The organism is Streptomyces griseorubiginosus, assembly GCF_001514195.1.
GTDB classification, from domain to species: Bacteria; Actinomycetota; Actinomycetes; order Streptomycetales; family Streptomycetaceae; genus Streptomyces; species Streptomyces griseorubiginosus.
The window spans coordinates 62,156-85,541 of sequence record NZ_KQ948740.1 but is presented as its reverse complement, the minus strand read 5'-3'; the positions used below and the strand labels follow the sequence as shown (position 1 = coordinate 85,541).

The window sequence follows — 23,386 nt, the reverse complement described above, 5'->3', positions numbered from 1 at the left end:
ATGGCGACAGCTGTGGTCTCGCCGGCCCGTACCGGCCGTCTGCCGCTGGGTGCGCTCGGCATCCTGGCCCTCGCCCTCGGCGCCCTGCAGTCGGTGGTGGAGCCTGCGCTCCCGCTGCTGCAAAGGGAGTTGGGGGTCAGTCCTGGCGAAGGAGCCTTGATCGGCAACTCGTTACTCGTGACGGGCGCCGTGGTCGCGCCCGTCGCGGGTAAACTCGGCGACCGCTACGGCGGTAAACGGGTCCTGGTCCTGCTGATGGCCGTGGTTTCGGCCGGCGGTCTGTCGGCCGCTCTCGCGCCGAACCTGCCGGTGCTGCTGCTCGGCCAGGTGCTTCAGGGCGTCATGGTGGGCGCGCTGCCGCTCTCCTTCATCCTGATGCGCAAACACCTCCCGGCAGGCACCTCGCAGACGGCGATCGGGCTGGTCGTCGCGCTGTTCACGGGCGGCGGCATGGTGGGCATCCTGTTCGCCGGGCCGATCGCGCAAGGACTGTCCTGGCACTGGATGTTCGCCCTGCCGACGATCGCGGTCGTGGCCGCGACATCGGTCGTGGCGCTGCTGCTGCCGCACGATCCGCCGGTCCCGTCGGACGACGGGATCGACTGGCCCGGAGTGCTCCTGCTGAGCGGCACCCTGCTCGTGTTCATGATCGGGCTCGTGACGGTGACCGGAACCGGCGGCCTGCCGCCCCTCGCGACCGGTGCCCTCGCCGTGGTCGTGGCCGCCCTCGCCTGCGGATGGGTCGTCGTCGAGCGCAGGGCAGCCTCCCCGATGGTCGATCTGCGCATGCTGGCGAAGCCCGGTATGTGGCACTCGGTCGTGTTCACCTTCGTCATCACCACCGCCTCCGGGATGGTGCTCTTTCTCCTTCCGCAGCTGTTCGCGGTATCGGCCGACGGATACGGCTTCGGAGCCGGCACCACCGACATAGGACTGTTTCTCCTGCCCGGCGCCGTCGCCGGGGCGCTGAGCGACGCGGTCGGGGGGATCGCGGCCCGGCGTTTCGGACCGCGTGCCGTCGTCATGGCGGGCACCGTCGTCACGGCGGCCACGATGATCGCCCTGGCGTCGTTGCACTCCGCGGAATGGCAGCTCGTCCTCGCGAAGGTGCTGACCGCGTTCGCCGCGGGCGTCGGCACCACCGCCCTGCTCGCCGGCACCGCCAACGCCATCGGGACCAAGGACATCGGCATCGCCACCAGCCTGCTCGTGGTGACCCGCGTGATCGGCGTAGCCCTGGGCGCCCAGATCGCCGCCGCAATCCTCGACGCCGGGGCCGCATCGGTGACGGGCCTGCCGAGCGAATCGGCCTTCGTCACCGGGTTCACCGTCACCGGCCTGGTCGCCGCGCTCTCACTGCTCTTCGTCCATATCACCAAGAAGGGAACCCAGGCATGACACCGAAGCGCAAGGTGCTGGTCTCCGGGGCCGGCATCTCCGGACCCGCGCTGGCGTACTGGCTGCACCGCACCGGGTTCGAGGTCACCGTGGTGGAGAAGGCGGGCGCGTCACGGGCCCCTGGCTACCCCATCGACATCCGCGGTACCGCGACGGAAGTGGTCCGGCGGATGGGAATCCTGCCGCAGCTGCGGAGCGCGCACGTCGACTCCCCGCGGTGCACCTTCCTCGACGCCGAGGGCGGCACGGTGGCCTCGCTCGCCTCCCACGCCGTCGTCGGCAGTGTCCAGGGACAGGACCTGGAAGTGCGCCGAGGAGACCTGGCCGCGCTTCTCCAGGCGAGGGTCCGCGACGACGTGGAGTTCCTGTTCGACGACTCCATCGCCACCCTCGATCAGTCCGGACGGGGTGTCGACATCACGTTCCACAGCGGGCTGCGGCGCACGTACGACCTCGTGTTCGGCGCCGACGGGCTGCACTCGCCCACCCGGGAGTCGGTGTTCGGCCCCGAAGAACAGTTCCACCGCTACCTCGGCTACTGCTTCGGCCTGTTCACCATGCCGAACACCTTTGGGCTCTCCCACGAGCTCATGCTGTGGAACACCCCGGGGAGGGCGGCGGCCCTCTACGCCGTCGGTGACACCGACCGACTGCACGCCTTCCTGACCTTTCACCGACCGGAACCGCCGTCGGCCGCCCTTCGCAACCCCGAAGCCCGACGGGCCCTGCTCACCACGGCCTTCGCGGGAGCGGGATGGAAGGTACCGGCCATCATCGGCGCCATGCGCGACGCGGACGACCTGTACTGCGACACGGCAGGGCAGATCCGCATGCCCCACTGGTCCAGCGGCCGGGTCGCGCTCGTCGGCGACGCCGCCTACGCCCCCTCGTTCCTCACCGGACAGGGGTCGAGTCTCGCGCTGGTCGGTGCCTACATGCTCGCCCACGCCCTGGCCGCGCACCGCGACCACACCGCGGCCTTCGCCGCCTACGAACGTGATCTGCGCGCGTTCGTCAGCGTGAATCAGGCACTGGTCGACAACGGCGGAGCCAGGCTCTTCCCCACCACCGCGCGAGCCCTGGAGCAGCGCGACGCCATGCTGCGCGACCTGGTCACGATGCCCTCCCCGCCGCCCCGACCGGCCCACTCAGCGCTGACGCTGCCCGTGTTCGCCCCGATGCCATGACTCAACAGGGCTCCGGGGCGCAGGAGTTCTCAGGTCAGGTTCAGGCCGCCGTCCAGCATGATGACCTCTCCGGTGAGGTAGCCGCTGGCGATCACCGACGCCACCAGGTCGGCCACGTCGGACGGCCGGGCCGGGCGGTGCATCGGGGCGCGGTCGCGCCACAGTTCGTGCGCCTCCGCCCAGTCCTTCGTCATCGGTGTGTCCACGAGGCCGGGGGCCACCGCGTTCACCCGGACGTCGGGGCCGAGCGCCGCCGCGAGCAGCCGGGTCACATGGTTCAGCGCGGCCTTGCTCGCCGCGTACGGCACCGAGGACCCCTTGGGCCGTACGCCGGCGTGGCTGGTGATGTTGACGATGCTGCCGCCGCCCGGGGACCGCCGCAGGGCGGGAAGGGCCGTCGTGCACAGCACCCAGGGGGCGATGAGGTTGACCTCCAGCAGGTGCCGCCAGTCCGCCGGGGTCGCCGCCGCGAGGTCCGCGTGCGGGATCGGCCAGCTGATGCCCGCGTTGTTCACCAGCACGTCCAGCCGCCCGAACCGGCCGAGGGCCGCCTCGACCAGCCCGCGGGCCTCCTCCTCCACCCCCAGGTCCGCCTGGAGATAGGCGCCGCCGAGCTCCGCGGCCAGCGCCTGCCCGGCCGCCGCGCTGCGCCGCGAGTGCACGACGACCCGCGTGCCGTCCGCCGCGAGGCGCCGTGCGACGGCCTCCCCGATCCCGGACGTGGACCCGGTGACCAGGGCGACGGGCCGCTCCCGCTCTTCGTTGCTCATGCGGTGGATCCTGTCACGGCACGAAATTGCACCGCGTCACGGCTTGATGCCCACCCCGGCCCATGCGCTGACCTCGGCGTCCGTCGGTTCCGGGGCCGTGCCCCGCGGGTCGTCCTGGCGCCAGCGGTGGGTGAGGGAGATGCCCGGGTCGAGCAGATCGAGGCCCTTGAAGAAGCGGGCCACCTCCTCCTTGCTGCGCACCTGGGCCCGGGTGCCCGCGGCGGCGTAGATGCCGACGAGCTTCTCCCACAGCTCCGGAGCGAAGTCGCCCGTGCAGTGGCTCACCGCCAGCGCGCTGCCCGAGGGCAGGGCGTCCAGGAGACGGGAGACGGTGCCGTACGGGTCCCAGTCGTCCGGCACGAAGTGCAGGATGGCGTTGAGCGACAGGGCGACCGGCCGGTTCAGGTCCAGGGTCCTGGCCACCTCGGGGGAGCCCAGGATCGCCTCGGGGTCGGTGAAGTCCCCCTGGACATAGGCGGTGCGGCCCTCGGGCGTGTTGCGCATCAGGCGCTCGGCGTACTTGAGGACCAGCGGGTCGTTGTCGGCGTAGACGACGCGTGCCTCGGGTGCCACGGACTGTGCGACCTGGTGCAGATTCGGCTCGGTCGGGATGCCGGTGCCGATGTCCAGCCACTGGCGCACCCCGTACTCCTGGGCGAGGACCCGGGTGGCCCGGTGCATGAAGGCGCGGATCTCGCGGGCGCAGGTGAAGATGCCGGGGTAGGTGGCCGCGACGGTCTCGGCCGCCTGCGTGTCGACGTCGAAGTGGTCCTTGCCGCCGAGGTAGTAGTCGTACATCCGGGCGGAGTGGGGCCGGCTGGTGTCGATCTCCCGCGCGGCGTGGGGGTGGGTCATCCTGTCCCTTTCAGGTGGGGTGCGTGGGGGTGTCGGGCAGGTCGCTGCCGGGGCAGGTCCGGCTCGGGTCGTGGGGCAGCCGGCTCAGCCGGCCGTCAGATGGTCGGCGAGACCCCGCTTGACGCCCGCGACGAACGCGGCGATCTCCTGCGGGGTGCAGATCAGCGCGGGCCCGGCCGGATCGGTCGACTGCCGCAGCGCCACCCGGCCGTCGGCCAGGAGCTTGGTCTGCACGCACTGGCCGCCGTTGGGGCCGCTCCACGGGGACTCCCAGCCCTGCTCGCCGAGTTCGGCGGCCGGCATCCCGTTGTAGACGTGACAGTCGGTGCTGGTCATGAGTACTCCTTGCGCATGCGGTTCAGGAGTGCCCTGCTGTCCGCGTCCGAGGTCAGCAGGGACATGCGGCTGTGCGCCTCCAGATGGGCCACCACGTCCGCGCGCTGGTCCAGGTACATCGCGCCGGAGAGGACCTCGGTGTAGACGATGTCCGGCAGCTCGGGTTCCTCGAAGCGGAAGTACGTGAACGGGGCGCACGCGCCCACATGGGCGCCGGCGGTGAACGGCACCACGTCGACACTGACGTGCTCCAGCTCCGCGACCTCCAGGAGCCGTTCGATCTGCTCCCGCATGACCTCGGGGCCGCCGACCACCCGGTGCAGTACGGCTTCTTCCATCACCACCCACAGCGTGGGCGCGTCGGGTCTCTCCAGCAGGCTCTGGCGGCGCAGCCGCAGGTCCACCCGTCTGCCCAGGTCCTCGTCGGGCTCGTGGGGGAAGCCGCTGCGCAGCACGCCGTGCGCGTACGCACGGGTCTGGAGGAGTCCCGTCACGTAGTGCGGCTCGTAGGTGCGCAGGGTCCTGGCCCCGGCCTCCAGACTGACGTAGGCGCTGAACCAGTTCGGCAGCACGTCCCGGTAGGTGTGCCACCAGCCGGGCTCGTTGGCCCGCTCGGCGAGGACGACGAACTCGTCGATCTCCTGCCGCTCGGCCCCGTAGGTCTCGAGCAGCTTCTCCACGTACAGCGGCTTGAGCGCGACCTCCGCCTTCTCCAGGCGGCGGATGGTGAGCGAGGTCACTCTGAGCGCCTTGGCCGCGTCGTCCAGCGACCTGCCCGCGTCCTGCCGCCGCTCCTGGAGACGCCGGCCGAGGATCATGCGCAGCACGGTGGGAGCACTGGTGCCACCCGTGCCCGTACGGCCTTCGCTCACGTCCTGACCTCCTGGGGGGCTGTCACCGGCACGGGCCCCGCGGCGACTTGATGACGCGATCGGGCCGATACCGGCTCTCTGAAATTATCAGGAAGCTGGTTGCAGGTTGAACTTCGTTGCGAGCATGATTGCCTGTGTGAACCGTGCCGCCGAACGCGCGCACAGTGACGTCAACCGCCCCTACCCTCCTGCCGGTTGGCAACGATCCCGACCTCTCCGATGCGTCTCGCCAGGCCGCGCCGCCTCCCCACGGAAGGCCAACACCGTGTCCCCCCACACGACTTCGTCCCCCCAGCTGTTAGACGCCGTGGACCAGGAACGAACTCACTGGATCGAGCTCCCCGCGCACCGCTCCAGCGTCGGGGTCGCCCGCCGCTCGGTCGGCACCCGGCTCAAGTCCTGGAGCCTGCCCGGCGAGCTGCGCTCGGACGCGGTCCTGCTGCTGTCGGAACTGGCCACCAACGCCGTGTGCCACACCCTCAGCGCCCGCATCCTGTGCGGCATCGGACTGGTCACCGAGGGGATCCTCCGGCTGGAGGTGCACGACCACGACCGCTCCCGCCGCAGGCTGCGCCGCTGCCGGGCGGCCCTCGACGACGAGGGCGGCAGGGGCCTGTTCCTGGTGGAGGAACTCGCGGCCACCTGGGGGGTGGACCGCTCCCGACTCACCGGCGGAAACGCCGTCTGGGCGAACCTGACGGCCTGAACCACCGAACCGGACGTCCTGGACCACCGAGCCGGACGTCCTGGACCAGCGAACCAGACCGCCTGAATCACCGAGCCGGACCGCCTCAACCACCGAACCGGACCGCCTGAACCGCTGAACTATCGGACCGCCGGAGTGAGTTCGGCGAGCAGCAGTGTGCGGTCGTCCGAGCGGGCCGGGTCGGACGGGGTGTGCAGCAGCCGTCGGCACAGGGCGGGCAGCGGATCGTGGTCGGCGGCCGCCGTGTCGAGCGCCTCGGCGAGGCGGGCGATCTCCTGGTCGATGTCCGCGTCCCGGGACTCGACCAGACCGTCGCTGTAGAGCACGAGCAGGGCCGGGTCCTCGACGCTCAACACGGTCGGCTCGTAGCTGCCCGCGCCGAGACCGAGCGGCAGGCCCGCGCCGACCAGGGTGACCGGGGCGGTTCGGCCGTCCGGGCCGCGCAGCAGCGGGGGCGGATGCCCGGCGCCCACCAGGGTGCAGGTGCGGTGCCGCGCGTCCCACTCGGCGTAGATGCAGGTCGCGAAGGAGGCGCCGGGGGTCTCGCTGGCGAGCGCGTCGAGCCGTCGTACGAGGTCGGCGGCGGGGATGTCGAGCCCCGCCAGGGTCCGCACCGCGGTCCGCAGCTGGATCATCGCCACGGCCGATTCCGGGCCGTGCCCCATCGCGTCCCCGACGATCAGGCTGACCCGGTCGCCGGGCCGTCTCAGCACGTCGAACCAGTCACCGCCGATGATCGATCCCTGGCCCGCGGGCAGGGACCCGTGGGCGATCCGGCAGCCCTCCACCTCCTGGATGCTCCCCGGCAGCAGGCTGTTGCGGATGGCCAGCGCGGTACGGCGCTCGTGCTCGTAGCGGCGCGCGTTGTCCAGGGCGACCGCGGCCCGGGCGGCCAGCGACTCCACGGCCGCGATCTCCGCGGTCAGGAACGGTCCCCGCTCCGGCCCGCGCGAGCAGGCGACGAAGCCGATCGCCCCGCCCCGCAGCCGCAGCGGCACCACGAGGAACGAGCGCGTCTTGAGGAGTTCGCCGATCCGCGCGTCCTGGCCGGCGGACAGGGTGAGCCGCTCGGCGGTGTGCTCGTCCACCGAGTCGAGCAGCTGGGCGTGTCCGTCGACCAGGGCGCGGGCGTACGGCGTCGCGCGGGGGAAGACGAGCACCTCGCCGACCGGCAGGGTGCGCTCCCAGGACTCGGGCGCGTCCGTGCCCACCCGCAGGGCCAGCCGGCGTGCCTCGATCTGGGCGGGGTCCGCGCCCGCGTACGTGGTCTCCTCGCGGCGCCACCGCTCCAGCAGGTACAGGGACGCCGCGTCGCAGAAACCGGGGGTCAGCGCGTGCACGACATGGCTGCCGGTCAGCCCCAGGTCGAGTTCCGAGCCGATGACGTCGGCCGCCGGCGAGAAGGGCGAGCGGCGGGGCGCGGGCACGGTGGCGGGGGTGTCGTCGGAGGGTCTGTGCGGTTCGTTCCGCAGGGTCGTGGGGCCTTTCCGGGTGGGGGTCCGGGCGCCCGGTGGGGGAGCGCTGATCGCCGGGCCTACGACGGCAACTATATGATGAGGCGTCAAGTACCTTGGTGGGGAAGGACGTTCTGGTGATCGACTCGGATGCACTGCCGCCAGGGGCCGATCCGGACAAGGCGAGCGTAGCCCGGATGTACGACGCGATGCTGGGTGGGGAGCACAACTTCGCCATCGACCGCGAGGCCGTGGCGGCCGTCACCGCCATCGACCCCCAGGTACGGATGCTCGCCCGCGCCAACCGCGCCTTCCTCGGCCGTGCCGTGCGCCACCTGGCCGCAACGGGGGTGCGGCAGTTCATCGACCTGGGCTCCGGCATCCCGACGCAGGGCAATGTCCACGAGGTGGCCCAGGCGGCGAGCCCGGGGGCCCGGGTGGTCTACGTCGACAAGGACCCTGTGGCCGTCGCCCACAGCACCACCCTGCTCGCCGACAACCCGCACGCCGACATCGTCGACGCCGACATCCGGCGCCCCGCCGACGTCCTGTCCTCGCCGCAGGTGCGCAAGCTGATCGACTTCGATCAGCCGGTCGCCGTCCTCATGGTGGCGATCCTGCACTTCGTCACGCCGGAGGAGGACCCGGCCGGTATCGTCGCCGCCTTCCGCGACGCCCTGCCGGAGGGCAGCTGGCTGGCCCTGTCCCACGCGACCGACCAGGACCGCCCGGACACGGCGGCCGCGGTCACCCAGCTGTACCGCTCCCGCGCCACCTCGCCGGTCACGGTCCGCTCCCGTGAGGAGATCCAGGCCCTCTTCACCGGCTTCGACCTGACGGAACCGGGCCTGGTCCACGTCCCCCTGTGGCGCCCGGACGCCGCGGAGGACGTACCGGAGAACCCGTCGGAGTTCTGGGTGTACGCGGGGGTGGGTCGCAAGCACGGCTGAGTCTATTCGCATACTTGAACATCGCTCACGTGGGTGTACAGCCCAGGCCCTGCTGTGCCACGCTCGATCAACTCCCAGGACCCCCCATGGAGTTGGAGGCGTGAGCATGTCTGTTCCCCGCCGCACCGTTCTGGCCACCGCGACCGGCGTCGCGGTGGCCGGAGCGTCCCCGACGCCGGCCGTGGCCGCCGCACCGAGCCTGCGCGCTCTGCGCGAGGCCGCCGACTACGCCGTCGACAAGCTCCGCGCGGTCGCGCCGACCGTGACCGCCTTCCCCGTCGGCACCAAGTTCGAGAAGTGGACCTACTCGCAGAACGGCGACTGGGTCGGCGGCTTCTGGCCCGGCACCCTGTGGATGGCGTGGCTGCACAGCAAGGACGACGACTTCCGCACCTGGGCCCTGGCCTCCGCGGCGAAGCTGGCTCCTCGTCGGTACGACACCGGCACCCATGACCTGGGCTTCCTCTTCTACCCGTCCTGGGTCACCGCCTGGCGGCTGACCGGCGACGAGACCTGGCGGGCCGGGGCCGTGCAGGCGGCCGACTCCCTCACCCGGCGCTACAACCCGCGGGGCCGATTCATCCGGGCCTGGGGCGCGCTCACCGACCCCAACAACGCGGGCCGGGTCATCATCGACACGATGATGAACCTCGACCTCCTGGCCTTCGCGAGCCGGGAGACCGGCGACAGCAGATACCTGGAGATCGCCATGGAGCACGCCAGGACCGCGCAGCGGGTCTTCCCGCGCCCGGACGGCTCGATCCCGCACGTCTACGACTTCGACCCGGACACCGGGGCACCGCTCGGCCCGAACACCGTCCAGGGCTACAGCCCCACCTCCTGCTGGTCGCGAGGCCAGGCCTGGGGTGTCTACGGCTTCACCACCATGTACCGGCGCACCGGGAACCGCGAGTTCCTGACCACCGCCCGCAGGCTCGCCGACTTCGCGATCGGGGCGCTCGGCGCGGACCACGTCCCGGTGTGGGACTACCGGGCGCCGCAGCAGCCGTACGACATCAAGGACGCCTCGGCCGGCGCGATCCTGGCCTGCGGTCTGCTCGACCTCTCCGCGGCCACCGGGCGTGGCTCCTACCGGGACGTGGCGCTGCGGCTGCTCACCGCGCTGGCGGAGACGTGTCTGACGAGGAACTCGGCCCGCGCGGAGGCGGTCGTCGCCCGCTGCACCCGCAACCGGCCCGCCGAGGACGGGATCGAGATCTCGCTGCCGTACGCCGACTACTACCTGCTCGAAGGCATCCTGCGGGTGCTGCGGCCGCAGGACGTCGACCGGGCCATCGACCTGTCGACGTCCTGACGGCACTCGGCACTCGGCACCGGCATCGCTCGCCCGGTGCTCCTGACCCGCCCTTCTCACCCGGCGCTGCTCACCCCGCGATGGAGTCCAGTTGTTCCGCCGCGGGGCGCAGCGCCCACAGGTCGCCGCCGGGCGGCGCCTCCAGCCGCGGAACGGTCTTTCGTGCCCGTGCGTCACCCGCGTCGGCGGCCGCGTGCACCACGTCGGTGGCCGCGTACCGGAGGAACTCCAGCTCCGGATGCGGCCAGGGGGCGGCTCCGGTCGCCGCGGGCAGCAGATAGTCCACCGCCCTGGACAGGCTCTGCCCCTCCGGGCCCCGATAGGCCCACAGGTCGACGCCGACATGTCGGCCGATGGCCGCGAGCCGGGTGTAGGCGACCAGGTCGAAGGTCGAGTAGTGCCAGCTCCGGGTGCGGGTCAGCTCCTGGGGCTGGCTGCCGTCCGCCGCGATCTGCGGTGCGATGCGTCTGCTCCGCGCGTCCAGGACCGTCCGGCGGGCCAGTGCGCGGTCGCCGGTCGCGTGGGCGAGGCCGGCGAGCAGCAGGTCGTAGAAGGTGCCGTGGTTGTTGGCGGCGGCGCCCTCCTGCTTGCCGAAGTCGCTGTCCTTGAGCCAGCGGAGGAAGTCGGTGTTCCACCGCGCCATGCCGCTGCGGTCCTTCCCGCTCCACCCCGGCGCCCCGGTGTTCAGGAGGGCGATCGCGTCGAGCACGCTGGTGTACGACTGGGAGAAGTCGATGATGCCGATGGCGCGGCCGTCGTACTTGCAGGGGATGAACTGGGAGTGCTCCAGATGGGGGTTCATCCGCGTGGCCGGATCGAGGAACCAGGTGCGCACCACCTGCCCGGCCTTCTCGGCGTACTGCTTCCTGCCGGTGTAGTACCAGGCCAGGGACAGGTCGTAGGCGGAGTCGAAGGTCTTCTCCAGGTCCTGGCGGTCGGTCCCCGTGTCCACCTCGGGATTGCGCTGGCCGTCGCGCTGCACGTAGGGGCAGCCCCACGGGTTGTCGGAGGTCGGGGACTGCGACGGCCACCAGTACGGGGCCTGGCTGAGGTAGTCGTGGACATCGCCGCCGGGGGCGGGCCGGGGCTTGTCGACGACCGTCCAGGGGCCCTGGTCCAGCCACTTGTCGGCGCGGGACGTCAACGCCCTGACCGCCCCACGCAGTTGGGGATCACCCAGGTGCTTCTTGGTGTGCTGGAGACGGGCGCCGTCGAGGACCGTGGTGTCCGGGACCGCGGCCGCGGTCCGCGCCGCGACAGGGGCCGTGAGGCCCGAGGTGAACGCGGCGAGGGCCGTCAGGAGCACGAACCACCGGGAGCGCGCGTTCACCGGACCACCCCCTTGAGCCCGCGCTGGGCCTCGTACAGGTTCCGTGGCCGCACCGCCCCCGGACTCCCGTACAGCTCCAGTCGCGTGTGCAGATCGCCCGCGAAGTCGGGCACGTCGATCTGGTCGAACTCCCTGACCTCGTCGATGCCGACGGTCGCGGAGTACGGCGCCAGGCCGTCGATCCTCACCAGCCCCGCCCGGCCGTTGGTGACCCGGATGTTCCAGTGGGTGAACCGGGCACCGAACAGGGGCCCCGCGCTGGCGTCCCCGCCGTGACGGCCGTTGTTGTTCACCGTGATGTCGGTGCGCACATTGGCGAAGGGCAGACCGCGATGGCTGTCGAAGGTACCCATCCGCATGTCCCCGCGCGACCAGACGTTGAACGACGACAGCCCCTCGACGTTGATGCCGTGCAGCTGGGTGCCCGGGGGCGCCGGGCTGGTGCGCTCCTCGATCGTGAAGTCCTCGACGAGGTTGTCGTGCGAACCCTCGCGGCAGAAGTAGGGGTGATGGGAGCCGCGGCCCGCCACCCGCGTGCGGCGCAGCGTGCACGCGGAGGCGGCCACCAAGCCGAAGCCGTTGTCGGCATGACGGACCGTCACGTCGTCGACCCAGCAGTCGTACGCGCACTGGAGGACGACACCGTTGTGTCCCTTGTCCAGCAGGTGCGGCTGCTGCGGGGTCTCGACCGCCTCCAGGGTCAGGCCCTCGACCCCCGCCCCCGTCAACTCGGGGACGTGCGTGGTCAGTTGCGGCTGCCATTCCGCACGCACGTCGAGCGGCAGAGGGCGTTCGAGGGTGACCTCGCAGCCGCGCACGCGGGCGATGCGGACCGGCCACTCGTAGGGGACGTACGACGTCAGCTTCGTCTTGTCGTCCCAGAAGTAGCCCTCGGGTCCCGGCCCGCCGCCGCACATGTGCTCCAGGAGGGTGTGGTCACCGTCGTCCGCGAGCCGCAGAAGGACCAGGGCGCCCGGACGCAGTGCGGAGGCGTCGGCGACCCGCACCCTCCAGGCGCCCCGGCGGGCCGGAGCGACGGTCGTGAGCGTTCGCCACTCGTCGCGCCGGTTGCCCGTCCAGCCCTCGAAGGGCCATGCCCTGGCCCGGATCGCCGCGACGAGGGACTCCCAACGGGCCCTGGGGGCCAGCCAGATCAGGCCTCCGGCCCAGGACCAGGACGACTTGTCCCCGCCGTAGCGCGAGCCGTAGGTGCCGATGAGCTCGGTGAGGTTCTTCGTCGCGTACAACGTCGTACGGCTGCTGCCGGCGCCCTTCAGGGTCACGTTCGAGCGGTCCACGCGGATGACGTCGTCGATACGGAAGGTGCCCGGCGGGATGGTGACCGTGCCGCCGCCCGCCCTCCCGGCGGCGGCGATGGCACGGTTGATCGCGGGAGCGGAGTCGGTGGAACCGTCCGCGACGGCGCCGAAGTCGAGGATGTCGGCGACGACTCTCCGTCGGGGGAAGCGTTCCGCCCCGGTGTGGCAGCCGGCACGTCCGACGTAGGGGACCTGTGGGTGGGTGAAGGGGGTGCGGCGGTACTCGCGCCACAGTGGCGTCGCTTGGGCCGCGGACGCGGTTCCGGCGGTCAGGGCCACGGCGGCGGCGCTGCCCAGCAGTGATCGTCTGGTCATGCCCATGACATTGAACTCGTCCATGCGGGTCGTCCTTCCCGTGCGTATTCATGCATGTGAACGATGTTCATGAGTGCGTTGAGCGGTGAGCATGCCACGACGCTGTGCTGGGCGAAAGAGGGTGCGCAGAGGTTGATGGGTCAGGTCACTGAACCCATGAAAAAGAGGAGCTCCGTCGACAGCGCACGCTGTCGACGGAGCTCCGTGGAGGGGGACTACCGCCGGCCGCCGCCGACGGCGACGAGGCCGGTGATCTTCGCGGCGGTCAGGTTGTCGTAGACGACCTCACCGCCGGCCTTCTTCCAGATCCGCAGGCGGAAGGTGTCCGGCGCGTCGGTGGCGGTGACCCGGAAGGCGTACCCGTCCGTGCCGTTGACCCGGCCGGACCCCTGGTAGACGGCCTGGGAGCCGGATACCACCAGCCAGTCGGACCCTGTCGAGCGGAACTTCAGCTTGGCCGGGCCGAAGTCGAAGGAGACCTCGCCCACCGGCGCCGTGAGTCCCGGCAGGTAGGCCGCCGCGAAGGAGAAGGCGGCGTGGCCCGTCAGCGTCGGCCTGGCCGGGTAGGCGCCGGCCGGGGAGGTGAGGACACCGGCACCGAGCACCGGACCGGCGGCACGCTCGTAGACGACCAGCTCCGCAAGCGTCCGGCTGTCCGAGGCGCCGTCGTCGTCGGTCACGGTGACCACCGGCCGGCGGATCCCGGCCTTGGCGTACGTGTACTCGGCCCGGCAGCCGGAAGCGGTGACCGTGCCGGACCGCGGCGCGCTCCCGTCCTTCCAGTCGACCACGCAGCTGTGCGTGTCACCGGCACCTGCGTCGGTGAACGCGGCCGTGACGACCGCGGGCCTGCCGAGCTGCACGGGGGACTGCGGACCCGCGGCGGAGGTGACCACCGGTGCCGCGTTGGCCACCTTCACCGTCGCCGTGTCGCTGCTGCGGCCGCCGGTGAGCGTGACCCGGAAGGTGCCGTTGTCGGAACACGTCACCGTCGTGGCGGCCGCGTTCGGGTCGGCGAAGGTGCAGGGAGCCCCCTTCTCGGCCGTCCACTTCGGGCTGCCCGCGCCGGAGATCGTGCCGTGCAGCGCGATCGCGCCGCCCTCGGTGCCGCTGCCGTCCGCGCCGGCGTGCACGACGCTCACCGGGTCGATGCTCGTCAGCGTGGGCACGACCTTCCTGATCAGGCCGTCGGCGTCGAACTCCAGCTTGTCGACGGTCGTCTCGCGATGCGTGCCGTCACCGCCGGGGATCGCGAACCGGTGGTAGGCGATGTACCAGTCGTCGGTGTTCGGGACATGGACGACCGAGTGGTGGCCGGGTCCCTTGATGCCGAGCGAGAGGTCCTTCTCCAGGATGACGCCCCGCTTGGTCCAGGGGCCGGTGGGGGAGGGGCCGGTGGCGTAGGCGACGCGGTAGTTCTCGTCGCCGGTGTCGTTCTCCGACCACATGAAGTAGTAGGTGCCGCCCCGCTTGATGACGAACGAGCCCTCGCGGTAGTCGCTGGGCGTGATGTCCTTCATCTTCGTGAGGTCGAGGGAGGTCATGTCGGCGTTCAGCGGCGCCACGTAGGCCCGCCCGTTGCCCCAGTAGAGGTACGACTGCCCGTCGTCGTCCGTGAACACGGCCGGGTCGATCATCTGGCCGCTGTACAGGCCGGCCTTCAGGAGGGGTTTGCCCAGCGCGTCCTTGAACGGACCGGTCGGCGAGTCGGACACCGCGACACCGATGTTGGCGTCGGCACAGAAGTAGAAGTAGTACTTGCCGTCCTTCTCGGCGATCGTCGGCGCCCAGGCCCTGCTGTCCGCCCAGGACACGTCGGGGCCGAGGTCGAGGATGACTCCGTGGTCCTTCCAGTGGACCAGGTCGGTGGACGAGTACGCCTTGAACTGCGTGCCGCTCCAGCCCGGGAAGCCGTCGGTGGTCGGGTAGAGGTAGAAGGTGTCGCCGAACCGCACGATGTTCGGGTCGGCGTTGAGACCGGGCAGCACCGGGCTCTTCATGACGAGCGCCGACACCGTCCAGGTGCGCTTCTTGCCGTCGGACCCGGTCACCTCGTAGGTCACCGGCTTGCTGAAGTCCTGCACGCTGCCGGAGGCGGGGCTGATCGCCGCTCCGTGCGCGAGGGTGAACTCCGGTGCCAGCGCGGTCAGATCGGTGCCCTCCTTCATGGGCAGCGTGACCTTGCCGTCGGCGTCGTCCACGATCGCGTCGACCTTCAGCGCCGGGTGCGTCGCCCTCGCGATGCCCGCGGTGTTGCCGCTGAGCTCCATGACCTCGGCGGCGGTCAGCGCACGGTCGTAGATGCGGAAGTCGTCGACCTCGCCGCCGAAGGACGGGTCGGCCGCGTACAGGGACTTGCCGATGTAGCCGCTGTAGTCCTTGTTCGCGTCGTAGAGCTCGGACGGCTTGATGGTGGTCGTCGTACGGGCCGCCTCGACGCCGTCGACGTAGAGGACCATCCGGCCGGTCGCTCCGTCGAGGGTCACGGTGACGTGCCGCCACTGGCCCGGGGTGAGCTGCGAGCCCGCCGTCAGCTTCGACTCCGCCGACCAACTCGCCTTGGTGATCGCCGAGTAGAGGCTGTTGCCGCCGTTGGAGGGCGTGGCGAACAGGTACCTGTCGCTGTCGGGGCCGAGCCCGAACAGCCACTGGAAGCTGCTGCCGCCCTTCCACTTGGCGTACGTCGACACGGTCACGCTGCCGGCGTTCTTCAGCACACCGTTCGGGATCCTCACGTACGGCGAGCCGGAGTCACCGGACATCTTGAACGAGCCGTCCTCGACGCCGGTGCCGAAGCCGGGCGTGCCGACGTAGGTGCCGTGGTAGCCGTGACCGCTGGAGTCGACCGCGATGTTGCCGGACGTCTCGTCGAAGCCGTAGTGCAGCAGCAGGTCGGCCGGGATGTCGGGACCCTCGGCGGAGACGGTGACCTCGGCCAGGACCGGGATCGCGGCGCCGTCCGGGAGGCTGCCGGTGACCGTGAAGGTGCCGGGCTGGGCGTACTTCGACGCCGGCACGTCCTCCCAGGTGACCGCGACGGGGCGCTTGACTCCGTCGGCGTACGTGGCGATCACGGTGGCGGGCAGGACCGGCGCCTCACCCGTGCGTGTCTTCACGTTGATGTCCTGGACGCTCTCCACGAGCCGGTCGGGCTGGTAGGCGCGCAGCAGCCGGTCGTACTCGGCCTGGGTGACCGGCAGGACGGTGCCGTGCCGGGGTCTGGCCGGCAGGTCGTAGCCGGTCGACGGGGTCCAGACGCCCGAGTCGAGGTCGGTGGTCTCGAAGGGGAGGTAGCCGCGGCCGCCGAACTCGTCGAGGAAGGCGTACCACTTGTTCTCGGTGTTCGACTTGAAGACCAGCGGTCCCTCGGCGGCGCTCATCGTCCCCTTGCCGATGCCCTCGGCCACCGGGGTCCACGAACCGAGGATCGAGTCGCTCTTCTCCTCGAAGATGAACTTGCTGTTGGGCGTGGAGGAGGAGTTGTTCCGCTCGTCCTTCGACAGCCGGTAGTAGGTGCCGTCGTGCTGGATCATCGTGGAGTCGATGACCGAGTAGCCGCGGTCGACCCAGACCCTGGGCTCGCTGAAGGTGTAGAAGTCACGGGTGGTCGCGTACATCATGCGGTTGTAGGTGTCGCCCGAGTGCCCTGCGTTGTCGTACAGCTTCGACGCCCAGAAGACCACGTACTCGCCGCGCTGCGCGTCGTAGAACGCCTCCGGCGCCCAGGTGTTGCCCGCGCTGTCGGGGGAGATCCTGACCAGCCGCTGGTTCGTCCAGTGCACCAGGTCGGTGGACTCCCAGACCATGATGGACTTGCTGCCGGTGCGCTGGGCCGCGTCCCAGTCGCCGTTGCCGTAGATCCTGAGGTCGGTGGCGATCTGGTAGAACTTGTCGCCCTCGGGAGAGCGGATGATGAACGGGTCGCGCAAACCCTTCTCGCCGAGCGTGGAGGTCAGGACGGGCTTGCCGTCGTTCAACTCCCGCCACTTGAGCGGGTCGTCGCCCTTGCTGAGCGCGGCGTAGAGCTGCTCGCCGTCCGAGGTGCCCTCGCCGGTGAAGTAGCTGAACATGTAGCCCTTGAGGGCCTGCTTCGCCGGGAGTTCGGTGACCTTCGCGGTGAAGGTGCGGGTCGCCGTGGCCGCGCCCTTGGTGACGGTGGCGGTCAGTTCGACGGCCGTGGCGCCGGCGCCGTGCGCGGGGCGGTGGACCACGCCGTCGTCCGCGACCACCTCCTTGTCGGCGGAGGACCAGGAGACGGCCGTGCCGTAGTCACCGCTCGTCGGCAGGGTGAGGTTGCCGCGCACGTCGTCGATGGTGTGCACGACGAGGCTCGCGGCCGCCTTCTCGGTGGCCGTCCGGTCGTCGAAGGCCGGCAGGACCGTGACCTCGAAGCTCTTGGTGCCGGTGGCGGAACCCTTCTTCAGGGTCGCCGTGAGGGTGGCGTGGCCGTCCGGCTCGCCGGCGGCGGGGCGGGTCACCTTGCCGGTGGCGGACACCACGTCGGGGTGGTCGCTGGCCCAGGTGATGGTCGACCCGCCGGCCGTGCCGGACTTGGGGAGGACCAGGTCGGCCGTGACCGCGCTGGTGTCGCCGAGGCTCAGCGCGGCCTTGTCGGCGGCGACACCCTCCGCCGCGATCGGCAGGGTCAGCTCGTCGACCTCGGCGGGGCTGAGGGCGCGGTCGTAGACGCGGAAGTCCCGGATGCGGCCCTTGAAGAGCTTGTCGCCCGAATAGACCGACTTGCCCACGTAGTTGGCGGTGGTGGAGCCGGCGCCGATGGAGCCGGGCGTGATGGTGACCGCCGTGTTGCGGCCGACCTCGACGCCGTCCTCGTAGAGGATGCCGGTGCTTCCGGTCTGGGTGTAGGTGAGCTGCTTCCACACCCCGCGGGCCAGGTTGTGCGCGTCGTCGGGCCTGGTGTTCTGCTCGGTCGACCAGTTGCCGCTCGCGATCGCGGTGCGCAGGGAGTTGCCGGTGGCGAACAGGTACCCGTTGCCGGTGCCGCCGCTGGAGTTGCCGAAGCCGTAGAGGAAGTACGGCGTGCTCTGTGCCGGGTCGATCTGCACGTCCATGGAGACGCTGATCGAGGTCATGCCCTTCATGACGTCGTCGGGCACCTTGATGTAGGTGTCGGAGCCGTTGAAGGCGAGCCCCTGCCCCGGGTTCGACCAGTCGGCGGTGCCGTTCAGGGTGCCGTCGCGGCCGTGGCCGGAGGCGTCCGGGACGGTGCTGCCGGAGGCGGCGTCGAGCTTGTACCAGAGGGCGGGCCCGTCGGCGACGCCCGCGGTGTCCGCCGCGTGGGCGGGGAGCACGGGTGCGGTGAGGCCCAGGAGCAGTGCCGCGGCGGTCAGACCGCCCAGGCGGCCCGCCCGGCGTCTCGCGCGCAGGCGCGGACGTGCGAAGTGCGTCATGTGGGGTTCCCTGCTGAGACATGGCGGGGCCCCACCGGGAGGCATGGCGGGGCCTCGGCCGTGAGCACCCTGCCGTTTCGGCGGTGTGACGTCGTGTTGCGAGAGTGTCAATCGCGTCCCACGGGAGCGTCAAGAGTTTTCGAACGATGTCCGACTGGCCGAACAACTCATTTCCCGGCATGTGAAGGAGAGTTGGGGGCAACCGGGCTGTACGGAAGGTCATGACCAAGTCAAATGCCATGACCCAGTCACCTGAAGGGACGGGCCCCATGCTCGCCATCATCTCCGCGGTCCTGTTCTTCATCTCCTTTCTGATCAACGCCGCGGACATCTCGACGAACGACACCTTCACGTCGACGAACATCATGCTGCTCGGCCTCATGGTGCTCGCCCTTCACCTGGCCGGCATCGGCAGCGGCTGGAACGTGCGCGGTCGCCGGTAGTGAGCGGTCGCGGGTGGTGAGTGGCTGCCCCAGACGTGGGGCAGCCCGGCGACATCGGTACGGAATCCTCTGTACGTCAACTCTCCCGCATCCAGGCACGGGTGCCGAAGGAAGCGCACGCCCGCGAAGCCACCACCGCCGCTTCGCGCAAGGCCTCGGTGAACCCGTCCACGGTCAACTCGCCCTGAACCGCGAGGTGATGGGTCAGCGCCCCATGGAGGACGTCCCCCGCGCCCAACGTGTCCGCGACCCGCACGGCCGGCACCTCCACGGTGCCGCCGCCGTCGCCGCCCGCCCACAGGATCGGCCGCTCTCCTCGACTGACCGCCGACCAGGCGACCCCGCGCTCCCGAAGGAACCGCAGGACGTCCTCGGGGCCCTCCGTGCCGGGCGGCCGGAAGTCCGCCGAGCACACGGCCACGTCGATCGACGCCAGCAGCTCCTCCGTCCCGGGTTTCCAACTGCCCCCGTCGAGCACCGTGCGACGACCGGCGGTCCGCGCCGCACGGGCCGCGGCCACCGCCAACTCCCCGTGGTGGCCGTCGAACTCGACGATGTCGCAGCCGGCCACCAGCGCGTCGAGACCGGCGGGCGGTGAGAGGCTCCGCCCGACCGCGTTGGTCGAGGCGACGGCGCGGTCCCCGCTCGATGCGGTGACCAGAATGGACGACACGGCCGGCGGCTCGACCGAACCGGCCGCCAGGTCCACCACGTCCACGCCGAGGCGACCCAGATCCGCCGCCACCGCGACCCCCAGCGGATGTGCGCCGATCCCGGTGAGCAGCCTTGCCGTACCGCCCAGATGGCCGAAGGTCACCGCCGCGTTCGCCGCCGGTCCGCCCGCGGCCACCACCTGCTCACGGGCCGTCAGTTTCTCGTTGGCACCCGGCACATGGTCCACGAGCTGGACGACGTCCAAGGTGCACAGGCCGACGAACAGCCCCACGGGACGTCGGCTGTTCGTCGGCCTGTGCACCCTCTCGACCCTCCTGTCGTCCCGCTTCCCGGTCCCTCAGCCCGCCGCCCGCTTCACCAGCTCACCGATCCGCGCCTCGTCCGCCGCCGTGAGCCTCGTGAGCGCGAAGGCCGTCGGCCACATGGTGCCCTCGTCGAGCTCCGCCTTGTCGTTGAACCCGAAGGTCGCGTACCGGGCGTTGAACTTCTGCGCGCTCTGGAAGAAGCAGACGACCTTGCCGTCCTTGGCGTACGCGGGCATCCCGTACCAGAGCTTGGGAGCCAGGTCCGGCGCGCTCGCCTTCACCACGGCGTGGATCCGCTCGGCCATGACCCGGTCCGAGTCCTGCATCTCGGCGATCTTCGCGACCACGGCGGCCTCGTCCTCCGCCGCCTTGTCGGCCCGCGAGCCACGGCGCGCCGACGCCTTGACCTCCTGGGCGCGCTCCTTCATCGCGGCGCGCTCCTCGGCGGTGAACGTCTCGGTCCTCTTCGTCGTCTTGCGGGTGCCGGTCATGATGTCTCCTCCTGGTGCACGGACGTCACGGAAATCAGTGGGGCAGGGTGTGGCACGAGGGCGGCGGAACGCTCAGGGACATCTTCACGTCCCGAGGGCCGCCGCGCAGGTCATCCCCACGCGCCGGCGATCTGCCGGGTCGTGGCGTTGAGCCGGTTGAACAGGTTGGTCACGCCGACCATCAGGACGATCGCGGCCAGCTGCTTCTCGTCGAAATAGGTGGCGGCGGCGTCCCAGATCTCGTCACTCACCGCGTCGGGACGGTCGGCAAGACGGGTCGCCGCCTCGGCGAGCGCGAGCGCCGCCCGCTCCTCCTCGCTGAAGTACGGGGCCTCGCGCCACGCGGCGACCGTGGCCAGCCGCTCGTCGCTCACCCCCGCCTTGCGGGCGGTCCTGGCGCCGCCGTCGACACAGGCGCTGCACCCGTTGATCTGACTGACCCGCAGATGCACCAGCTCCAGCGTCTGCCCGTCCACCCCGCCGGTGTGGACGGTCTTCATGAGCTGCTGGATGGGCTGCATCGCGTCGGACAGGACGACGGCGGGGTTCTGCATACGGGACTGCATCTGATGCTCTCCTCTGCGGATCGGGTGCCCCGTCCCTGCGGGGCGTGGTTCCATCTCAGCCCAGAGGGGTTGTCAGGACGACGGCCGTGGGACACCGTGGGACAGGCGAAACGGCTTTGAGCAGGCACGATCCGGTCTGGACACGGCGGGCCGCGGCGGGACACAGGGGGCGGGGGACAGTGGTGGAGCACGGCGGAACAGCCGGCGGCGATCCGCAGGAGGAGCTGGCGGCAAGACTGCGCCTGCTCCAGGAGCTGTCGAAACGGGGCGTACGGGCCCTCGCGCGGGACGCCGGGCTCAGCTCCTCGTCCCTGTCCCGCTACCTCAGCGGCCGGACGGTCCCGCCCTGGCCCGCGGTGATCGCCCTCTGCCGCCTGGTCCAGCGCGACCCGCGCCCGCTGCGCCCCCTGTGGGAGCGGGCCTCCAGCCCCCTGCCGGCACCGCCGAGGACCAGCCGCCAGGTCCCGCCCCCGTCGCCGCCCGCCGGGGTGCCGCGGCCGCCCCGCAACGACCTGCCGCGCGACGTGCCCGACTTCACCGGACGTGCGGCCCAGCTGCGAGCGGTGCTCGACGGGGTCGCCGACAGCCGGGTCATCGCCCTCGACGGCATGGCGGGCGTCGGCAAGACCTGCCTGGCGGTGCACGCCGCGCACCGGCTCGCCGCCGACTACCCGGACGCCCAGCTCTACCTCGACCTGCACGGCTTCACCGCGGGCCGTGAGCCGCTCGACCCCGACCGCGCGTTGCGGACCCTGCTCGCCGCACTGGACGTGCCCTCCGAGAAGGTCCCGCAGGAAGGCGGCGTCGAGGAACTCGCCGCCTGCTGGCGCGCCGAGCTCGCGCACCGGCGGGCGGTCGTGGTCCTCGACAACGCGGCCGACGCCGACCAGGTCCGTCCGCTGCTGCCCGGCGCCGGTTCCTCGGTCGCCCTGATCACCAGCCGCAACCGGCTGCTGGGCCTCGACGAGGTCCCGCCGGTCTCCCTGGACGTCCTCACCGAGCAGGAGAGCGCCGAACTGCTGGCCCGCGCCAGCGGCGAGGCCGACGACCCCGAGGGCCGCCTCGCCCGTGACCCCGAGAACACCGCCGAGGTGCTGCGGCTGTGCGGCCGGCTGCCGCTGGCCCTGCGGCTGACCGCGGCCCGGCTGCGGCACCGGCCCGGCTGGACGGTGGGCATCCTCGTCGAGCGGATGGCGGAGGGAGCCGGCGAGTTCGACACCGCCTTCGCCATGTCCGTAAGGCAGTTGGACCGCGCGAAGGCCCGGCTGTTCCGGCTGCTGGGCCTGCTGCCGGGGTCGTCGTTCGACGAGTACGTGGCGGCGGCCCTGGCCGACGTGCCGCTGCGCGACGCCCGCGCGATGCTGGAGGACCTCCTGGACGCGCACCTCGTGCAGCAGCCGGCGGCGGGCCGCTACCGCCTCCACGACCTGGTGCACCAGCACGCCCTGCGCACCACCGTCGAGCAGGACTCCGAGACGGACCGGGACCGGGCGCTCACCCGGGTCCTCGACCACTATGTGCACGCGGCCGCCGCCGCGGACGCCGCGATGCCGTTCCCGGGCCTGCGCCGGCGGCCCTCCGTGGACGGCCCGCCGGCCGAGCTGCCGCGGTTCGACCACAAGATCGCCGCGCTCATCTGGTTCGGCACGGAGTACCTGAACCTCCTGGCCGCGTTCGAGGCGGCGCAGAGGGCCGGCGCCGACCGGCACCTGTGCGAGCTGCCGCGCTTCATGCGGTCGTACTTCGCCCGCCGCTGCGGCACCACCATGCTCAACGGCCTCTTCGAGCACTCCCTGGCCGCCGCGCAACGCCTGGGAGACCCGCTCCAACTCGCGGAAGCACACAGCGACTTGGGCTTCGCCCGCTACAACGCGGGCCGGACGGCGGAAGCGGCGGCCGCGTACGAGTCGGCGGCATCACTGCTGGCCAGGTCGGGCGACCTGCGCGTCGAGGCCGAACTGGCCATGCGGCGCGGCTACTTGCGATGGGACGAGGGGTACGTCGAGGAACCGCTCGACCTGTTCCGGCTGGCGGGCAAGCTGTACGCGGACGCCGACTGCCCCATGGGCACGGCCCACGCGACCGCGTACGAGGCCTGGGCGCTGCTCCAGCTCGGACACCGCGAGGAGGCCGCGCAGCTCGCCCGCACGGCGCTGGAGGTCCCGCACGCCGACAGCGCGTGGCCGCCCACGCTGACGGCCCTGATCACCCTCGGTGTGGCTGTCGCCCACGAGGACCCCGACGCGGCCGGCGAGCACCTCCACCGGGCGCTCGCGCTGGCCCGGGAGGACGGGCACCGGCACAACGAGGCCTGGTGCCTGAACTGTCTCGGCGTGGCCCTGCGCCGGATGGGCCGACAGGAGGAGGCCCTGGCCGCTCACGAACAGGCGTTCTCGCTGCTGGACGAACTCTTCGAGGACCACTGGAAGATCCACTTCCTGCACCCCTACGCCGAGACCTGCCGGCTGGCGGGCCTCCCCGACCGGGCCCTGCGCCTGCACCACGAAGCCCTCGCCCTCGCCCCGAAACTCGGCAACCGTCACGCCGAGGCTCTCGCCCACGAAGGCCTGGCGACGGTTCTCGACACCACGGACCCGACGGCGGCGGCAGAACACCGCGAGGCGGCACGGGCGTTGCTGCCGGAGGTGCGGTAAGGAGTGTCGTCCAGCACGTCAGGGCTTCCCGGTG

General features: G+C 71.3%; 18 protein-coding genes. 7 read left to right on the top strand and 11 right to left on the bottom strand.

Features of this window, described 5'->3' with window-relative positions:
• Entirely contained in the window at nt 1-1,398 is a 1,398-nt protein-coding gene (locus AQJ54_RS28430) for an MFS transporter (RefSeq protein ID WP_062241989.1), read from the top strand.
• Complete coding sequence (locus tag AQJ54_RS28425) at nt 1,395-2,585, top strand: FAD-dependent monooxygenase (RefSeq protein ID WP_062241987.1); 1,191 nt, start codon at nt 1,395-1,397, stop codon at nt 2,583-2,585. The genes AQJ54_RS28430 and AQJ54_RS28425 overlap by 4 nt, the downstream gene beginning before the upstream one ends.
• Nucleotides 2,586-2,614: 29 nt before the next feature.
• Here AQJ54_RS28425 and AQJ54_RS28420 read toward each other — a convergent pair whose 3' ends face one another.
• The 4 genes from AQJ54_RS28420 to AQJ54_RS28405 form a co-directional block, all read right to left on the bottom strand.
• Nucleotides 2,615-3,355 (bottom strand): SDR family NAD(P)-dependent oxidoreductase, encoded by a 741-nt coding sequence (locus tag AQJ54_RS28420; protein ID WP_062241985.1) that lies wholly within the window; start codon nt 3,353-3,355, stop codon nt 2,615-2,617.
• Nucleotides 3,356-3,391: 36 nt separating this feature from the next.
• A complete protein-coding gene (locus AQJ54_RS28415) occupies nt 3,392-4,210 on the bottom strand; it encodes an SAM-dependent methyltransferase (protein ID WP_062241983.1) in 819 nt (272 codons plus the stop codon).
• 84 nt (nt 4,211-4,294) lie between these two features.
• Nucleotides 4,295-4,546, bottom strand: coding sequence for a DUF397 domain-containing protein (locus AQJ54_RS28410; RefSeq protein WP_062030707.1), 252 nt, complete (start codon nt 4,544-4,546; stop codon nt 4,295-4,297).
• On the bottom strand, nt 4,543-5,418 hold the full coding sequence (locus AQJ54_RS28405) for a helix-turn-helix domain-containing protein (RefSeq protein WP_062241981.1): 876 nt from the start codon (nt 5,416-5,418) through the stop codon (nt 4,543-4,545). Before AQJ54_RS28405 ends, AQJ54_RS28410 begins: the two co-directional genes overlap by 4 nt.
• A 307-nt stretch (nt 5,419-5,725) precedes the next feature.
• On the opposite strand from AQJ54_RS28405, the gene AQJ54_RS28400 reads away from it, so the two are divergent.
• Nucleotides 5,726-6,124, top strand: a complete 399-nt coding sequence (locus AQJ54_RS28400) for an ATP-binding protein (protein ID WP_062030710.1) — start codon at nt 5,726-5,728, stop codon at nt 6,122-6,124.
• Between the two features lie 119 nt (nt 6,125-6,243).
• Here AQJ54_RS28400 and AQJ54_RS28395 read toward each other — a convergent pair whose 3' ends face one another.
• Nucleotides 6,244-7,551 carry a PP2C family protein-serine/threonine phosphatase gene (locus AQJ54_RS28395; RefSeq protein WP_062241979.1) on the bottom strand — a complete coding sequence of 436 codons (1,308 nt, stop codon included), beginning with the start codon at nt 7,549-7,551 and terminating at the stop codon, nt 6,244-6,246.
• Nucleotides 7,552-7,715: 164 nt separating this feature from the next.
• Here AQJ54_RS28395 and AQJ54_RS28390 point away from each other — a divergent pair, with 164 nt between their 5' ends.
• Nucleotides 7,716-8,528: an SAM-dependent methyltransferase gene (locus AQJ54_RS28390; protein WP_079070061.1), complete on the top strand. Its 813-nt coding sequence runs from the start codon at nt 7,716-7,718 to the stop codon at nt 8,526-8,528.
• Between the two features lie 106 nt (nt 8,529-8,634).
• Nucleotides 8,635-9,843, top strand: coding sequence for a glycoside hydrolase family 88 protein (locus AQJ54_RS28385; protein WP_062241978.1), 1,209 nt, complete (start codon nt 8,635-8,637; stop codon nt 9,841-9,843).
• Nucleotides 9,844-9,913: 70 nt separating this feature from the next.
• On the opposite strand, the gene AQJ54_RS28380 is transcribed toward AQJ54_RS28385, so the two are convergent.
• From AQJ54_RS28380 to AQJ54_RS28370, 3 genes are all read right to left on the bottom strand, one after another.
• The gene (locus tag AQJ54_RS28380; RefSeq protein ID WP_062241976.1) at nt 9,914-11,173 is read right to left on the bottom strand and encodes an alginate lyase family protein; all 1,260 of its coding nucleotides are present in this window, start codon (nt 11,171-11,173) and stop codon (nt 9,914-9,916) included.
• Entirely contained in the window at nt 11,170-12,831 is a 1,662-nt protein-coding gene (locus tag AQJ54_RS28375) for a glycosyl hydrolase family 28-related protein (protein WP_062241974.1), read from the bottom strand. The genes AQJ54_RS28380 and AQJ54_RS28375 overlap by 4 nt, the downstream gene beginning before the upstream one ends.
• A 191-nt stretch (nt 12,832-13,022) precedes the next feature.
• A complete protein-coding gene (locus AQJ54_RS28370) occupies nt 13,023-18,218 on the bottom strand; it encodes a family 43 glycosylhydrolase (RefSeq protein WP_062241972.1) in 5,196 nt (1,731 codons plus the stop codon).
• Between the two features lie 269 nt (nt 18,219-18,487).
• On the opposite strand from AQJ54_RS28370, the gene AQJ54_RS46185 reads away from it, so the two are divergent.
• Nucleotides 18,488-18,661 carry a hypothetical protein gene (locus tag AQJ54_RS46185; protein ID WP_020120174.1) on the top strand — a complete coding sequence of 58 codons (174 nt, stop codon included), beginning with the start codon at nt 18,488-18,490 and terminating at the stop codon, nt 18,659-18,661.
• Nucleotides 18,662-18,737: 76 nt separating this feature from the next.
• Here the strand turns inward: AQJ54_RS46185 and AQJ54_RS28365 are convergent, their stop codons facing one another.
• The 3 genes from AQJ54_RS28365 to AQJ54_RS28355 form a co-directional block, all read right to left on the bottom strand.
• Nucleotides 18,738-19,637, bottom strand: a complete 900-nt coding sequence (locus AQJ54_RS28365; RefSeq protein WP_062241970.1) for a PfkB family carbohydrate kinase — start codon at nt 19,635-19,637, stop codon at nt 18,738-18,740.
• A 36-nt stretch (nt 19,638-19,673) separates the two neighbouring features.
• The gene (locus AQJ54_RS28360; RefSeq protein WP_062030718.1) at nt 19,674-20,132 is read right to left on the bottom strand and encodes an iron chaperone; all 459 of its coding nucleotides are present in this window, start codon (nt 20,130-20,132) and stop codon (nt 19,674-19,676) included.
• A gap of 110 nt (nt 20,133-20,242) precedes the next feature.
• A complete protein-coding gene (locus AQJ54_RS28355) occupies nt 20,243-20,698 on the bottom strand; it encodes a carboxymuconolactone decarboxylase family protein (protein WP_030325060.1) in 456 nt (151 codons plus the stop codon).
• Nucleotides 20,699-20,877: 179 nt separating this feature from the next.
• On the opposite strand from AQJ54_RS28355, the gene AQJ54_RS28350 reads away from it, so the two are divergent.
• A complete protein-coding gene (locus AQJ54_RS28350; protein ID WP_062241968.1) occupies nt 20,878-23,352 on the top strand; it encodes an ATP-binding protein in 2,475 nt (824 codons plus the stop codon).
• The last annotated feature ends 34 nt before the right edge of the window (nt 23,353-23,386 follow it).

Excerpts from the sequence above, each read along its gene's own strand:
- AQJ54_RS28355 (WP_030325060.1), bottom strand. The coding sequence starts at position 20,698 with ATGCAGTCCCGTATGCAGAACCCCGCCGTCGTCCTGTCCGACGCGATG.
- AQJ54_RS28420 (WP_062241985.1), bottom strand. The coding sequence starts at position 3,355 with ATGAGCAACGAAGAGCGGGAGCGGCCCGTCGCCCTGGTCACCGGGTCC.
- AQJ54_RS28360 (WP_062030718.1), bottom strand. The coding sequence starts at position 20,132 with ATGACCGGCACCCGCAAGACGACGAAGAGGACCGAGACGTTCACCGCC.
- AQJ54_RS28410 (WP_062030707.1), bottom strand. The coding sequence starts at position 4,546 with ATGACCAGCACCGACTGTCACGTCTACAACGGGATGCCGGCCGCCGAA.
- AQJ54_RS28430 (WP_062241989.1), top strand. The coding sequence starts at position 1 with ATGGCGACAGCTGTGGTCTCGCCGGCCCGTACCGGCCGTCTGCCGCTG.
- AQJ54_RS28425 (WP_062241987.1), top strand. The coding sequence starts at position 1,395 with ATGACACCGAAGCGCAAGGTGCTGGTCTCCGGGGCCGGCATCTCCGGA.
- AQJ54_RS46185 (WP_020120174.1), top strand. The coding sequence starts at position 18,488 with ATGCTCGCCATCATCTCCGCGGTCCTGTTCTTCATCTCCTTTCTGATC.
- AQJ54_RS28415 (WP_062241983.1), bottom strand. The coding sequence starts at position 4,210 with ATGACCCACCCCCACGCCGCGCGGGAGATCGACACCAGCCGGCCCCAC.
- AQJ54_RS28370 (WP_062241972.1), bottom strand. The coding sequence starts at position 18,218 with ATGACGCACTTCGCACGTCCGCGCCTGCGCGCGAGACGCCGGGCGGGC.
- AQJ54_RS28375 (WP_062241974.1), bottom strand. The coding sequence starts at position 12,831 with ATGGACGAGTTCAATGTCATGGGCATGACCAGACGATCACTGCTGGGC.
- AQJ54_RS28385 (WP_062241978.1), top strand. The coding sequence starts at position 8,635 with ATGTCTGTTCCCCGCCGCACCGTTCTGGCCACCGCGACCGGCGTCGCG.